We start from the raw sequence: 15,492 nt of genomic DNA, 5'->3' as shown, positions 1-15,492 counted from the left end.
GTAGAGACGATTATGGAAGGCAGGTGATGGGACATGAAACAGGCTGCGACTATGACCAAAACGGTCGTTACAGAATCACCGGAGTCACCACATCGAATTCAATTTGTGTTTCATCATCCGGTTGTACAGCCGCTAAAGGAGCCAGAGCCGTTGGTAGACACGGTACGATCTACTGCGAATGATCAAATCAAATCCGTTATTAATGATCTGGAAAAAATGATTGGACTAGATGAGGCAAAGCTTGTCATGTACGAGATTTATGCCCTCCTTAGAACGAACCGTGAACGCGCAAAGCATCAGTTAAAGACAGAACAACAGGTATATCATATGGTATTTAAAGGTAGTCCAGGAACGGGAAAGACTACGGTGGCCCGAATTTTTGGGAAGGTGCTTAAAGAGATGGGGATTTTAAGCAAGGGCCATTTAATTGAGGTGGAACGAGCCGATCTAGTGGGAGAGTTCATTGGACATACAGCGCAGAAAACACGCGATTTAATTAAAAAGGCTTTGGGCGGAATCTTGTTTGTGGATGAGGCTTATTCGTTAGCACGCGGAGGAGAGAAGGATTTTGGCAAGGAAGCAGTGGATTGTCTCACGAAGGCAATGGAAGATCACAAAAACGAATTTATTTGCATTTTGGCCGGGTACACAGAGGAGATGGATGAGTTTTTGCAGATCAATCCAGGCCTGCCCTCGCGTTTTCCCATTCAGATTCACTTTACGGATTATGAGGTAGATGAGCTGATGGAAATTGCAGCGATCATGGTCGAGGAAAAGCAATATGTGCTTACCTCTACGGCAAAAGAAAAAATGAAGCAGCATCTGATCCACCTGCTATCCGACCCTTTTTTGGAGTCATTTAGCAATGCGCGTTACATACGGAATATGCTGGAGAAGGCTATTCGAGCACAAGCTATGCGGTTGTTAAAGAGTTCTAACCCAAGCAAGGAAGAATTAATGAGCATACGAGCAGAGGACTTGCAGGTTAGCAATCCTTTTTTGAACTGAAAGCCTGACGTTTAATGGATGTAACGTGTGTTTTTAAATCTGGAGAACAAAGTTGACATCTCCCTAGATTTAACGGGTGAAGGATGAAAAGGATGGCAAATGGGTAAAAAAGAAGGTATATTGATTACTAGCTAGTAAAAGAATGAATTAGGGCATACGTTTGCTAGACATGCGAACGGATGCCGTTCTTTTCGTCTGGGGACGTGGGAAGGAAGGTTACATATATGAGTGAATGGAATAAACAGCAAACAGCTATAGTAGTTGGTTGTCTAATAGATCAGCGAGATGAAGAACGGATGCGGTTATCCCTAGAAGAGCTGGGAGAGCTAGCGCGGACGGCCGGTGTTGAAGTGCTAGAAGTTATTACTCAAAATCGCGAGCGGGTCGATTCAGCTTGGTATCTAGGAACGGGTAAAATCCAAGAGATTGCGGAATTAGCAGTTAGTCTGGATGTAGATGTTGTCATCTTTAATGATGAATTATCTGCTAGCCAAAACCGTAATTTGGAAGCGTTATTTGAGTGTCGAGTAATTGACCGTACACAATTGATATTGGATATTTTCGCGAGTAGAGCTAATTCGCGTGAAGGTAAGATTCAAGTAGAGCTAGCACAATATAGCTATTTACTGCCCCGACTTGCCGGGCAAGGAAATCAGATGTCCCGATTGGGTGGCGGTATTGGAACACGTGGACCTGGTGAGACGAAATTGGAAACAGACCGCCGTCACATTCGTCGTCGAATTAGTGAATTAAAGCAACAGCTAGATGATATTGTGCGGACTAGACAGCTTCATCGTGAGCGCAGGAAGAAAAACCATGTTTACCAAATCGCACTGGTTGGTTATACGAATGCAGGCAAATCTACCTTATTAAATAATTTAACAAAAGCAGATACATTGCAAGAGGATAAATTATTTGCTACGCTTGATCCAACCACACGTCAGCTGGCTCTTCCTAGTGGAAAAGAAGTACTGTTGACGGATACAGTTGGTTTTATTCAAGACCTGCCCACTGCTTTGATTGCAGCTTTTCGATCCACATTAGAAGGGGTTCAAGAGGCAGATTTAATCTTACATGTAGTCGACTGCTCCCATCCTGATTTTGAAGTTCATATGGAGGTTGTAGATCAGGTCTTAAAGGATTTAGAAGCTGAAGGCATCCCTCGATTAGTGGTATATAATAAGGCTGATCTGCTTGATACTGACAAGTATTTGCCGCACCCTGAAGATTCGATTCAGATATCAGCATTGTCTGAGCAGGATTTGCAGCGTTTATTAAATAGAGTCGAAGGAATAGTATTGACGGGGTATGAAAGTGTCGAACTGATTATTCCGATGGAGCGTGGGGACGTGATCTCCATGATGCATCGAGCTGGACTAGAAATGGAGCAGGAATTCTCCGAGGATGGCACCGCTTATCATATTACGATACGTATTAAGCCAGATGAACCCATGTATGGGCGTTTGATTCCATATATGGTAAACCCACCAGCAATCAACGAAGAGGAATGGTAAGAGAAAGGTGAGAGAAAGAACATGTTTCAACTGTTTACGCACGGGGCGCAATTACGTCCGCTTGTGGAAGAAGTAGAAGAGATGATTGCCAAGCGACATCAGGAAGTATCCCGCTTGGTTGACTATAATCAATTAAAAGTATTGCGCTCATTTCAAAAGCATGAAGTAAATGAATTTCATTTTTCACCATCTACTGGCTACGGTTATGATGATAGTGGTCGAGCAACACTAGAATCTATTTATGCAGAAGTGTTTGGTGGAGAAGCGGCTCTCGTACGGCCGCATATTATATCGGGAACGCATGCGATTGCAATTAGTTTATTTGGAATGCTGCGCCCAGGAGATCACTTATTATATATAACGGGCAAACCATACGATACGCTAGAAGAAGTGGTAGGAGTGCGTGGAGAAGGTCAAGGCTCATTGAAGGATTATGGGATTAGTTACGACTATGTACCCTTATTAGAGGATGGAAGCATTGACTTTCATGCTGTAAGAACAGCGATTCGTCCCGAAACGAAAGTGATTGGGATTCAGCGTTCGCGTGGCTATGCGGATCGCCCGTCGTTTACGATTGCTAAGCTAGAGGAAATGATTTCTTTTGTGAAGGAAATACGCCCTGAATTATACGTGTTCGTGGATAATTGCTATGGGGAATTTACAGAGGAAAAAGAACCGCTACAGGTCGGCGCTGATATTATGGCTGGTTCACTGATTAAAAACCCAGGGGGCGGCTTGGTTAAAACAGGTGGTTATATTGTAGGACGCGAGGATTTGGTTACAATGGCGTCTTATCGTATGGCAGCTCCAGGAATCGGAGCGGAAGGCGGAGCGTCATTATACTCTTTATTGGAGATGTTCCAAGGCTTCTTCTTAGCTCCGCACGTGGTAGGTGAAGCGTTGAAAGGGGCGATTTTCTCGTCTGCTATGCTGGAAAAACTTGGATTCCGTACTGATCCGTTGTGGCATGAACCACGAACTGATTTAATTCAGTCTGTAGAATTTGGAAGTGCCCAACGATTAATTACCTTCTGCCAAGGTATACAGAAGGCGGCTCCTGTCGATTCGCATGTAACACCTTATCCTAGTCCAATGCCAGGCTATGCGGATGAGGTTATCATGGCAGCGGGTACCTTTATTCAAGGGGCTAGCATTGAGTTTTCTGCTGATGGTCCTCTACGTGAACCTTATTTGGGCTTTGTGCAGGGAGGGCTTACGTACTCGCATGTAAAAGTGGGTATTTTAACAGCTTTAGATGGCATGATTGCAAAAGGGTTACTTGATTTATAACATATAACGATAGATATGATGAAATTATGCAGACAGCTATGAATGTCCAACATTTATAGCTGTCTTTTTATATGGAGTAAAAGTGAAACCTAGCGGGACGTACTAATTTTTCGGCTATATTATCTAATGGAATATATGGAATGTTCTGGTATATTTATAAGAAAGGGATATATGACAAGGGATGCGGTGAAATCATGCAAATTGAACCAGAGCAGCAGCGAAAAAAAGACCCGGAAATAGTATTCCGTGTAAATATTATGTTTTTAGCTGTTTTTATCTGTTTTGTAGTTGTCATTTTACGGCTAGCATATGTTCAAGTTGTTCAAGGGGAGTTATTTGCGCAAGAATTAGAGAAATACAGCCTCAAAGAACTTCCAATTCCTGCTCCAAGAGGTCATATTTTAGATCGCAATGGGGTGGTCCTAGTGGATAATAAGCCTGTTTTCACTGTTAAATTTATGGATAGACCAGAAGAAAAAATAAATAAGGAGAGAGTAGCGGAGGAATTGGCTACCTTGCTTGATTGGAAGCAAGAGGAGCGAGGTGATGATAAGAAGCTGGCTGACTTAGGGATTCAGCTACAAGCTAGCTTTCCCATCATGTTGTCTTTTGAGCAACGTCAGAGACTGCGAACGCAAATACAGACAAAATTAGATGCATTACCTTTACCAGAAAAAATGGAACTATTACAATCCGTAGGGTTACTCCGTCTGGCAAAAGAAGTGCATATCCCAATCAAATATGCCTTTACCGATGTAGAACGCACTAAGGCTCTTGAGCTGTTGCGAAAAAAAACAGGAAAGACCTTATCATATGAGCAAGGGGCAAATGATCGGGTACTGCTTGGCGAACTTCTGCAACAGCAGATTCCGTTTCCTTATCATTTGGAGAAAAAACAATCAGATGATCTTGTTCGCAAAATAAAAAGCTCCATTGAGATTTTGCGTGCAACACCTGTTACGAAGCAAAGCGATCGAAAGCTAATTGAAAATGCACGCTTCTTTTTCTTAGATGTAAACCTAGGTCTGTCTGGGATACAGCGTGAGCAGACTTGGCGAAAATTACTTGTTTTAGAGCGGATGGTAGGCATGGGTGTCCCAGCCTTCATGCCAAGACAGATAAAGCGAAATATTACAGCGGCTGAGGATGCTCGGATTGAGGAGCGATTAGCCCGATTCCCTGGTGTTTATGTAGAGGTGGAGCCGCTTAGAAAAGTAAAGACTGATGCAAACGGAGGGCCACTTGCGACACATATTTTGGGGTATATCAACTCCATTGATCCTCGCTTTGTGAAGGAGTATAAGTCCAAACAATATTCAGGGAATGAATTGGTTGGTGTAGCTGGCTTAGAAAATTATTACGAGTCGCAGCTACGGGGAAAAACTGGTGCCATGACTGTACAGGTAAATCGGAATTCGGAATTTGTCAACGAAACCATAAAGCGTGTTGCAGAGCCTGGAAATGATCTTATTCTTACTTTGGACTGGAGATTTCAAGATAAAGTAGAGGAAATTCTGCATAAAAACCTTTCGCAGAAAAATCTGAAAGTTGGGCATGCGGTGGTAATGTCTCCTGATACGGGGGAAATATTAGCTTTGGCTAATTATCCTGATTATGATTTGAATTTGTATTATGATCGAGAAACATTTAGTAAAGTGTATAAAACGGATATCTGGCCTTATGAAGATAATAAAATTACTCGGGGAGCCTATGCGCCAGGCTCGACCGTAAAACCTATATCCGTGATGCTTGCCTTGCAGGAGGGGCTGGTTACTCCTTCTGAGACGATCATAGACAGAGGTGGTCTCTTAGTTGGAAATCGCTTTAAAAATAACTGGTTACGCTCTGGACATGGTGCAGTAGATGCAAGAAGGGCCTTACAGGTATCTAATAATACTTATATGTATGAAATGGGGCTTCGTTTAGCAAGAAAGGGGAATCGTGAAGGCAAGCATTATAGCGAACAATTTAATGTGTTAGATTACTATAACAGCCAGTTCGGGCTGGGTGTAAAAACGGGAATTGATCTTCCGGGTGAGAAGGCAGGGTACCTGGCAAACGACAAATATTTAGGGAATTTAGTAGATGCATTTATCGGTCAATACAATAGCTTTACACCTATGCAGCTTTGTCAGTATGTCAGTACAATCGCAAATGGGGGTTATCGAATCAAACCTCATTTAGTCAAAGAGATTCGCAAGGGAGCAAGTAATCCAACAGAACGAATAACATTGACCAAAGTGGAGCCATATGTTCTAAATAAGGTCGATATTGATCCCAAGTGGATAAAGGTAGTGCAGGAAGGTATGGCAAAGGTAACCCAACCGAATGGGACAGCGTATCGTAACTTCAAGGGTTTTCCGTTTCCTGTGGCAGCTAAAACGGGTACAGCACAAACGGGAGGGAACGCAGACAATGCGCTAATTGTCGGATATGCACCCGTTAAAAATCCACAGATTGCATTTGCTGTCGTTGTGCCAGGTGGTGGGCATGGTGCTGATATGTCTGGAGTGATTGCAAAGCAAATTTTGGAGGAATATGTGAAAATGTATGGGATCGAGCAGTAATTAAAATGGATAAGAAATAATCACAAGGGAGCATGTTCTCAGATCGTCTCGCTGTTCTACCGCAAATAAGGTAGTCAAGAGATCGTAGAGAGCATGCTTTTTTCTTGTTGTAAAAAAGTCATGTCAGATTTCCTTACATGTGTTGACAGATAATCTACTATCCGTTAGAATTTGAACATAACAAATTGAAATGATTTGATTTGCGAGGAAGGGGAAGCAAAATGAGTGATGAAATTCGTCGCAACATGGCCCTTTTTCCCATAGGCATCGTTATGAAATTAACCGATCTGACTGCACGACAGATCCGATATTATGAACAACACGGGTTAGTCACACCAGCTCGTACAGACGGGAAGCAGCGGTTATTTTCGTTTAATGACGTAGATCGTCTGTTAGAAATTAAACAACTGATTGATAAGGGGCTAAATATTGCTGGCATTAAACAGGTGATCCAATTGAAGGAGCCTGTTGTGGAGGCGCCGATCTTACCAGGGAAAACGGCAGCTCGTCCACAAATGGAGAAGAAGGAATTACTGCAATTATTGAAACAACAAGTGATCAACCCCAGTGCCAATCGCTTAGGTGAATCGGCATTGATTCGTGGAGAGCTTTCTAGGTTCTTCCACTAGATAGATGGGTACAAAAAATTGATGGATTTGGTCAAGGAGGAAGAGAGAATGAGCCGTTATACGAAAGAAGACATTATGCGTTTTGCTGATGAAGAGAATGTGAAGTATATCCGTTTGCAATTTACTGATCTAATGGGTATCAGTAAGAATGTTGAGATTCCGGTTTCTCAATTGCCAAAAGCGTTGGATAACAAGATGATGTTTGACGGATCTTCCATTGAGGGTTTCGTGCGCATTGAAGAGTCTGATATGTATCTTTTCCCAGATTTAGATACATGGGTGGTATTCCCGTGGGGAACTGAATTCGGAAAAGTGGCTCGTTTGATCTGTGATGTGTATATGCCGGATGGTAAACCGTTTGAAGGTGATCCCCGTTATATTTTGAAAAAGGTAATGAAAGAAGCAGAAGAGCTTGGCTATACGGATTTTAACGTTGGTCCAGAGCCTGAATTCTTCTTGTTTAAAATTGATGAAAAAGGCGAGCCTACTCTCGATCTGAATGATCAAGGCGGATATTTTGACTTTGCACCATTAGACTTGGGTGAAAACTGTCGCCGTGATATCGTTCTAACTTTAGAGAAAATGGGCTTTGAAATCGAAGCTTCTCATCATGAAGTAGCACCAGGACAACATGAAATTGATTTTAAATATGCAAATGCGATACATGCAGCTGATCAAATTCTGACGTTTAAACTGGTGGTTAAAACAATTGCGCGTCAACATGGTTTGCACGCAACCTTTATGCCAAAGCCATTGTTTGGTGTAAGTGGATCTGGTATGCATGCGCACCAATCCTTATTTATTGGCAACGAAAATGCATTCTATGATGAATCTGATGAGCTAGGTCTAAGTCAAACAGCAAAATACTATCTAGCTGGTCTTTTAAAGCATGCAAGAGGATTTGCGGCAATTACAAATCCACTAGTGAACTCTTACAAACGCCTTGTACCAGGCTATGAAGCACCTTGCTACGTGGCATGGTCTGCAAAAAATCGTTCTCCATTAGTACGTATCCCTGCATCACGCGGATTGGGGACTCGTTTGGAAGTGCGTAATCCCGACCCGGCAGCGAATCCGTACTTGGCACTAGCTGTTATGTTGAAAGCTGGTTTGGATGGAATCAAGAACAAATTAGAATTGCAGCCTGCTGTTGATCGCAACATCTATGTGATGAACGAAGCTGAACGCGAAGCAAACGGAATTGATAGCTTGCCATCTACGCTAAAAGAGGCGATCGAATGTCTGAAAGCAGATCGTGTTATCTGTGAAGCGCTAGGTGAGCATGCCGCGTTACACTTCATCGAAGCGAAGGAAATTGAATGGGATATGTTCCGCACACGTGTTCACGAGTGGGAGCGTAACCAATACATGTCACTGTAAGAAGTGGCAAAGCCCTTGCGCCTGTAGGCGTGAGGGTTTTTCTTGTTTGTGGGTTATACGGTTGAAAAAGTCTCCACCCACATACGCACCCACAAAACACCCACATTTTTTTCAATTAGTCGTAAATATTTTGCATATACTCTTCGAATTTGCTTATCGAATCAGTTTCGATTTTTTTAGATATGTGGGCGTATACGTCTGATGTGATTCGAAGGCTGCCGTGTCCGAGACGCTCTTGAATGTATTTCATATCTACTCCTGTTTCTAAAAGCAAAACTGCGTGAGTGTGTCGTAAAGAATGTATGGGCATTGAGAGGATGCCTGCTCTAGTTAAAATCCTTGAGAAAGCGTTGAATAGAGAAGATTTAGGAATAAAGCTCCCATCATTTCTACATAGAACCAGGTTAAGATCGTGATGGTAGAGATCGTTTAGCGCTAACTTGTTTTGATTTTGATATTTTGCATGATTGATCAAATCATTAACTAAGTTTTTACTAATATGAATCGTTCTAACAGAGTGATAGGTCTTTGTATCACCAAATAACTCACTTCTATCCTTGGCAGAAAAATCGAGTGTTTTGTTGATGCTGATGGTCATTTGTTTTAAATCAATATCAGACCATTGAAGTGCAGCAGCTTCACCTTTTCGCATCCTGTCTCAATTAAAAGCTTGAAGTAAATCCAATAGATGTAATTATATTGATAAGCTTTCATAAATTTTAAAGTCTGTACTTTTTGTTGACCTTTAATAGTTGCACCGATACATGGATTTTTCTCAATCTTCCCTAATGTAACAGCTCTGCTCATTGCATTATGCATGGTAGAGTGTATAAACTCAACTGAACGCTTGCTGTAGCCTTTATCAAATAGTTGATTCAAAAATTTCTGATACATAATAGGTTAATTTAATACGTACTATATTTGAAGTCCGTTTACCAATGGAGGATTCCCAAAGAGATTAAGTGTAAAATCGAAGTAAAAAATTTAAGAAAAATTTTATATTTACCCCACTTTTTATTTTAAAAGGTTTTCCTATCCTATAAACAAGTTACATCAAGGAGGAGACTAAAAATGAAAAAGTGGGGATTTTTATTGGTTTTTGCATTATTTCTAGTATTTATTTTTAATATATTACCGATATCCCAAGATAAAGTAGAGGATCAAATATATGAACAAAATGATAATACAGCTACTGAAAATACCCAAAAGATTGAGATTACAGAAGAGCAGATCTATCAAGGGAATCTGCTTTTGGTTAACAGTGAATCTGCTGTTCAACAAGCAGGTATAAAATCGGATATTGTAAATTTATTTACGCACAAAGAATTGACGAAGGGGTATGGGTTACTTGATAACGAATTGTCAGAAGAAATAGCTGAAGAATTTTCGGAGATGATAGCTGCTGCCGAAGAGGATGGAGTTAGTAATTTTTTAATTAGCAGTGGTTATCGAGACTTGGATGAGTAAAGCAGATTATACGAAGAGATGGGAGCTGACTATGCTTTGTCAGCTGGTCATAGCGAACATAATTTAGGATTAGCACTTGATGTAGGATCTACTCAAATGAAGATGGATAAAGCACCTTATCCCATTTCTCAAAATGAGACAATTGAAGTTGAAGTACCAGCGAATGAACAATATGAAATATCTGGTGATAATATAGATGGAGTGATTGTGACCACATTTTCTTGAATTAGGTTCTAAAATGATAAAGTCATAGGTTTAATGTAAAGTTAGGAGATTCAGAAAGGGGGATTATTATGTCACTATTTCAGTATTTATATGTTTATACTCGTATATGTATTATGTATGTTGTTCATACGGATTTATTAATTAACATTATTTGCACATGTATTTTATGTATTATATTTCAAAAAATATTTTTTCTAAGGGATAAGAAGAAGGAAGGAAGAGTTTCCCGCAAGCATTTTTTAGGGGTATTTATTTTTTTAGTGTATCTGGCAGTTGTTTATGGTGTAACAGGTATAGGAACAATTTGGGATGTGCAAAGGTTTGTTACCGCATCTACATCTGAATTTAATCGAATTTATTTAATTCCATTCTCTAGTTCTGAGGTAACTATGCCGTATGTTTTAAATATTATAATGACGATACCATTAGGATTCTTGTTACCATTGATTTGGAAACAATTTCGAACAATAAAAAAGGTTGCCTTGTCGGGATTTTTGTTATCTTTATGTATTGAATTAAGTCAGTTGTTTACTCAAAGTCGAAACACAACGACAGATGATTTAATTATGAACACACTAGGCGCTATTATTGGATATTTCATCTTTAAAGCATTCTTTCACGTCTTCTTGAAAAAAAATAGCAACGAAAAAGATGAAATAACATCATCTTCAGTTGTCATCAAACACGAAGCAATCTTTTATTTAGGTTTATCATTTTTGGGGATGTTTTTATTTGCTATTTAGGGCTTTTCGCCATCAATAATGCTTGACAAAAAATAAAATTTAAAGATGATGAAAAAACGTCTGCTTAGCACTCTTGCACAAGGATAAGGAGTGTAACAGTATGGCAAAAGATCTACTTAAGATGCTCTGTAGATGGTTGTTGAAATACTTTCGAAAACCTACGAATCAGAACTAAACATACTTCGATTGTAATTTCCTTAACGTTGTAAATCCTCCCCCTATTATAAGCATACTTCTTAGGATTTCTGAGCCATCCCTAGCCTCTTGGCATCTTCAATCCAGCTCGATGTACTAACTGTCTTTTTAGGCTTGTCCTAGCTGCTACACGCTTTTTGAAACTTGGCTTACGCATTCCAAACTTCATAGCAATTACCCTTTTATTTTGATTTAGCGAGAGAAAGATAATGTCAAAGCCCCCCGACGGTTTAATTTTTCTGTCGGAGGGCTATTTTTTTGTTTTCACGCTTTATTTCTGAATAGTTGGGGTTTCCAATCCAATGAAAACAGCTACAGCTAACTTTTCTTCATTGAGCACTTGTAGCTCATAATTCTCCGGAGTTAAAAGTGTTTTTTTCTCTTCCTCTGACGGTTTCTCTTTTAATTTGAGTTGTTGTGAAAGAGTATAGGTGTTTTCTTTACCTTTACTCAAATCAATTTGAATAACTGGAGGAGATTCAACAAGTAACTGCCCTATTTTTTTGCTACCCAATACGTCCCCAAACGTAAAATAAATAGGTTTTTCAGTATCCACCATCTTTTCCCTTAAATATTCCGATATAGAAATTTCAAGTTTAAGATCAGCCAAGGTATCTTTTTGGGATATTTGAAGTACAGATGTTTTTAGATGCTGTCCAGCAATTTCCTTACTGTACTCATTAATCGATTGATAGGTCTTGCTGGATACTTTCTGAATCGTTTCCTCTGATATTTTGTCTATTTTTCTCGGAGATTTATCTACTGCACAACCACTAAACAGAAATAATGAAGCAATGAGAACGGCTGGGATGACTGGTGTTCTTTTCATGTAGTTTTTTTGCTACCTCAATTTTTTTGGATTTTTATCAGCATACTCGGAATATGAGTAATCGGTGTATACATAAGTGGTTTTCTTTGGCTCCCCGTGGAAGTACTTCACTATACTTCCGCTTGTGCTTACTGCTTTTGATCCGTACTCAATAGTTGTAACAGTATTTGCAGGAATGGTCCAGGTGTAAGTTGTAGTCTCAACAGTTTCCTTTCCAAATGCAACCTCTGCATTTATTCCTACTTTCCCTTGAATTAGCTTCCAATTAACTGCTGTTTCACCTGATGTGCCTACTTTTCCGGTAACAAATGTTTTTCTTGAAACTGATCTTGTAACAGAGTCATTTGCCGAACCCCTATTTGTTACTTCTGTTTCAAAACTTTTTGCTTTATATAAATCCTTTTTGCTAATTTCATAAACGGTTTCATTGAAATCGACATACTGAGGACTAATACCCTTGGGAGTATATTTCGATTCCTTATCTTCTTCAAGAGCATCCTCATAATCATAATTCACAGGAGTATTCCAGACTTTTTCAACGATTTCCAAATCACCTATTGTTTCATGTGTAATAGTAGGTTCATTCATATCCTGAGATTTTGCGAATACAGAACTCCCTCCAGATACTACTAAACAAATCCCTACAGCAATAGAAAGCTTTTTAAAGGCCATTTTTTTTGTTCCTCCTATTTTCTATTAATTTCCATTATATTACCAATTTAATACAAATATGTAAATATTAATATTAAATCTATGTATGGAAGGTATATAGAGGACACCTGTAAAGAATGTGACCATCTGGAGGCTTGCCAGTACTTCTTTCATTTACATTCGGTGTAAATACCAATTCTAACCATTGCATAATCTCCTCATCATCTAATAAAATAAGAACACACATTCGTATTTAGGGAGATGTTTTAATGGCTAGTAAAATTCTTGATCCACTTGTAACGAAGTTTATTTTGCCAGAACATGCAGCAATGTTACGTCAGTATCACGAGGATAAGAAATTGATCGAGAAGCCGATCATTGAAGAGGATGAGCTGGCCGAGTTTTGCTACAGGATATCTGACTCACGTCAGTATAACTATGCCCTTACTATTAGCTGGTGGAAAGAAACGAAAGAGGGTAGAGGCGTGATAGAATCCGCTTGGGGATGGGTAGATAAGTTTGATTCCCAATTTAAACAGATTAAGCTAAAGAATGATGAGGATTTCTGGTGGATACCTGTAGAAGATGTGGTCAATATAGAAGCCTAAGCGGTGCATCTTTCAATTGCATAGAATGTATTGCTTGTGGGAACAGGGATACAGCAAATACCCCGTCAAGAATGATCAACGGGGTGTAAGTTTATCTCTGCTTAAATGGATTAAAAGGTAAGGGATTCTCAGTGGCAGTATCCTTCTTAGACGATTTAGGCATGAAAGGATTAAAAGGTTCTTCATCAGTTTCTTTTTCAGTCCGTTGTTCAACTAACAAGAGTCTTCCTTTAAAAATCAATTCTAGCTCATCGATTTCTCCAACTTCTGTCAAGGCAAAAATCCGTGTAATCTTACAATCTGAGTTATTGTTTGATGAGATTTCAGATGCATATTTAACAACATCAAATTCTTTTTCAAAACATTTATGGTGTTTTACTTCAAATTCGGTCGTAAAGACTACATACACTGTATATGGTTTCTTCATAGCAACTCCCAATATCGTTTTGTGTTTGAACACATTTATTCTTTGATTAGAGATATATTATAAATCGAGAATTGGCTCGTTGTTTAAATAAAGTATTTTCAAAAATTGATTGTTAAGACAAAGATAAATCCCTTGCTTAATCGCAGGAGATTTAAATTTTCTACAATTCAGTTTGTTATCACGTCAAACTATAATATTGAAAGTTTAAGTATAAGTGTGTTGAAAAAGTGTTAATTAAAAAAAGGGCTGTACTAAATATGTTATAAAGTTTTTGGGATATTTAATTTAATTTAATTGAAACATTCTGTTGTAATATAAAGGTAGATTATTTTATCAAGGGGGAGTTTTTATTGGATACTATAGAAGATATTTCCTTATCGAGGATTGCCACCATTATAAGTAAAAATAGTATTATTCGAACGGTGAATAATACTAAATGGGATCGAGTTCTCTCTAATGCTGGTCAAAGTGAATTATTTAATAAATATAATTATGCTCTTACCCCTAGTTTTTTCAACCATTATAATGGCAGAGATTATGAAAATGATAATCCTCGATTTAGTGAGTTTTACTCGGCAATCAAAGCCATCCTTAAGACGGTTTATAATCATGGGAAGAATTCGGAAGCTTTCACTAAACTGATTGGTACCATCATAGAAGAAATAGATATTATGGATGTATTAAATGAGGAAGTTGCAGAAAATTTAAGAGGGAATGATTGGATTTATGAAAATCCTTTAGAAGAGATTTTCAAGGGGTGTTCTAATGATCAGTGTTTAGAAAAAATCAATAAAGAAGCTAAAAAAGACTATCACGAATTGGTTCATAATCTACATGTTTTGAACTTGGACATCAGTTATTCGAATTATCAATTAGTATTAAGGCCTTTTACACATCAGGGAGCAAGTGAATTAAACAGAAATCCTTCTTTATTGATGGATTGGCTAGAAACTGAGTTTCCGATTGTGGCAAAGTCCTACAAAGATGCTTTAGAAGCTTATGTAAAAGGTCTATCTGTTTCATGTATTGCTAATTGTCGGAATATCATTACTGGAATCTTTGATAATTCAAAAGACGATGAAACAAGATGGCTTAAAGGACTTCAAAAATTAAGTACAGATACCTATATAGAAAATGTAAGTAGTCCAAGACATATAATAGATAATGTAGCCAAGAAAGAACTCGGTTTAGTAAACGTAGATTTTAAATATTCTAGATTCCGAACAATATACCAGTTGTATTCCTTATCATCTGACTTAGGCCCACATATAAATGAGGGTCCTATGATAGAGGGTGTTCATTACCCAGAGAAGGCTACAATGAATGATGCGCTTTGGATACTAAGGATGACGGAGGACTTATTGATATGGATTAAGGAGGTTAAAGCAGGCAGATAATTCTGCTGACGTTTTTCATGTTGAAGAAGGCAGACAACATTGACAACCAAATTGACAACGCACTTAAGTAAATCAGGTAAATTTACATCATCTTAATTACACATAAACCGCACTAAAGTAAGGTTAATGCACTTAAATTAACTAGCGTAAAGGCGTTTGACCAAATTGACAGGGTGGGGGTCGCTGGTTCGAACCCAGTCCGGTCGACAGTAAATAAACGTTAATTTTCACGAGAAATCAAGAATTTTTCTTAGGTTTTCTATTACCAGTTTCATAAGTAGAACAGAACGGTACGCCAGTTGTTACAAAGATACAAAAAATAGAGGAGTTGAAAAAAGGAAAGAGCTTCGTTAATCTTGGAGAGGGTTCGACAACTGACAGCCAAATTGGTACTGACGTTAAATTCCCTTCTTGTGAACACTGATGGAATGTATTGATAAAATCGTTGAACTAATACTGATAAAGCTCCTATAGACTCACCCACAATTCCACCCACAATTCACCCACAAAATGATGAAAAGATACGATAGTCTTTGAAGGTGTGAAAAGTAAATTTGTTGAT

The 15,492-nt window shown here is 38.8% G+C and carries 12 protein-coding genes and 2 pseudogenes; 10 read left to right on the top strand and 4 right to left on the bottom strand.

Annotated features, from left to right (window positions below; all coding sequences use genetic code 11):
* The first annotated feature begins 33 nt into the window (after positions 1-33).
* The 6 genes from GOP56_RS07855 to glnA all read left to right on the top strand — a co-directional run bounded on the left by GOP56_RS07855 (position 34) and on the right by glnA (position 8,388).
* Entirely contained in the window at positions 34-1,008 is a 975-nt protein-coding gene (locus tag GOP56_RS07855; protein WP_003335720.1) for an AAA family ATPase, read from the top strand.
* A 224-nt stretch (positions 1,009-1,232) separates the two neighbouring features.
* Positions 1,233-2,522, top strand: a complete 1,290-nt coding sequence (gene hflX / locus GOP56_RS07850) for a GTPase HflX (protein WP_163245323.1) — start codon at positions 1,233-1,235, stop codon at positions 2,520-2,522.
* A 21-nt stretch (positions 2,523-2,543) separates the two neighbouring features.
* A complete protein-coding gene (locus tag GOP56_RS07845) occupies positions 2,544-3,812 on the top strand; it encodes a methionine gamma-lyase family protein (RefSeq protein WP_003335722.1) in 1,269 nt (422 codons plus the stop codon).
* A gap of 194 nt (positions 3,813-4,006) precedes the next feature.
* Entirely contained in the window at positions 4,007-6,379 is a 2,373-nt protein-coding gene (locus tag GOP56_RS07840) for a peptidoglycan D,D-transpeptidase FtsI family protein (protein WP_163245322.1), read from the top strand.
* Positions 6,380-6,600: 221 nt separating this feature from the next.
* Positions 6,601-7,008 carry a MerR family transcriptional regulator gene (locus GOP56_RS07835; RefSeq protein WP_003335725.1) on the top strand — a complete coding sequence of 136 codons (408 nt, stop codon included), beginning with the start codon at positions 6,601-6,603 and terminating at the stop codon, positions 7,006-7,008.
* 48 nt (positions 7,009-7,056) lie between these two features.
* The gene (gene glnA / locus GOP56_RS07830) at positions 7,057-8,388 is read left to right on the top strand and encodes a type I glutamate--ammonia ligase (RefSeq protein WP_003343687.1); all 1,332 of its coding nucleotides are present in this window, start codon (positions 7,057-7,059) and stop codon (positions 8,386-8,388) included.
* 115 nt (positions 8,389-8,503) lie between these two features.
* Here the strand turns inward: glnA and GOP56_RS07825 are convergent.
* Positions 8,504-9,288 (bottom strand): annotated as a pseudogene (locus GOP56_RS07825) (site-specific integrase); the annotation flags it as partial.
* 171 nt (positions 9,289-9,459) lie between these two features.
* Between GOP56_RS07825 and GOP56_RS07820 the strand changes: the two are divergent.
* Positions 9,460-10,080: pseudogene (locus tag GOP56_RS07820) on the top strand (D-alanyl-D-alanine carboxypeptidase family protein).
* Between the two features lie 113 nt (positions 10,081-10,193).
* Positions 10,194-10,823: a VanZ family protein gene (locus GOP56_RS07815; protein ID WP_174250708.1), complete on the top strand. Its 630-nt coding sequence runs from the start codon at positions 10,194-10,196 to the stop codon at positions 10,821-10,823.
* A gap of 466 nt (positions 10,824-11,289) precedes the next feature.
* On the opposite strand, the gene GOP56_RS07810 is transcribed toward GOP56_RS07815, so the two are convergent.
* Together GOP56_RS07810 and GOP56_RS07805 are read right to left on the bottom strand one after the other, a co-directional pair.
* Positions 11,290-11,847 carry a hypothetical protein gene (locus GOP56_RS07810; protein WP_003335733.1) on the bottom strand — a complete coding sequence of 186 codons (558 nt, stop codon included), beginning with the start codon at positions 11,845-11,847 and terminating at the stop codon, positions 11,290-11,292.
* 12 nt (positions 11,848-11,859) lie between these two features.
* A complete protein-coding gene (locus GOP56_RS07805; protein WP_163245320.1) occupies positions 11,860-12,519 on the bottom strand; it encodes a hypothetical protein in 660 nt (219 codons plus the stop codon).
* Positions 12,520-12,767: 248 nt separating this feature from the next.
* On the opposite strand from GOP56_RS07805, the gene GOP56_RS07800 reads away from it, so the two are divergent.
* A complete protein-coding gene (locus GOP56_RS07800; RefSeq protein ID WP_163245319.1) occupies positions 12,768-13,106 on the top strand; it encodes a YolD-like family protein in 339 nt (112 codons plus the stop codon).
* Between the two features lie 91 nt (positions 13,107-13,197).
* Here GOP56_RS07800 and GOP56_RS07795 read toward each other — a convergent pair whose 3' ends face one another.
* Entirely contained in the window at positions 13,198-13,533 is a 336-nt protein-coding gene (locus GOP56_RS07795) for a hypothetical protein (RefSeq protein WP_163245318.1), read from the bottom strand.
* A gap of 350 nt (positions 13,534-13,883) precedes the next feature.
* On the opposite strand from GOP56_RS07795, the gene GOP56_RS07790 reads away from it, so the two are divergent.
* Positions 13,884-14,930 carry a hypothetical protein gene (locus tag GOP56_RS07790; RefSeq protein ID WP_163245317.1) on the top strand — a complete coding sequence of 349 codons (1,047 nt, stop codon included), beginning with the start codon at positions 13,884-13,886 and terminating at the stop codon, positions 14,928-14,930.
* Positions 14,931-15,492: the final 562 nt, after the last annotated feature.

The organism is Brevibacillus sp. 7WMA2 (genome assembly GCF_010748895.1).
Lineage (GTDB): Bacteria > Bacillota > Bacilli > Brevibacillales > Brevibacillaceae > Brevibacillus_B > Brevibacillus_B halotolerans.
The sequence above is the reverse complement of the archived record's forward strand: the minus strand, read 5'-3'. Positions and strand labels throughout refer to the sequence as shown.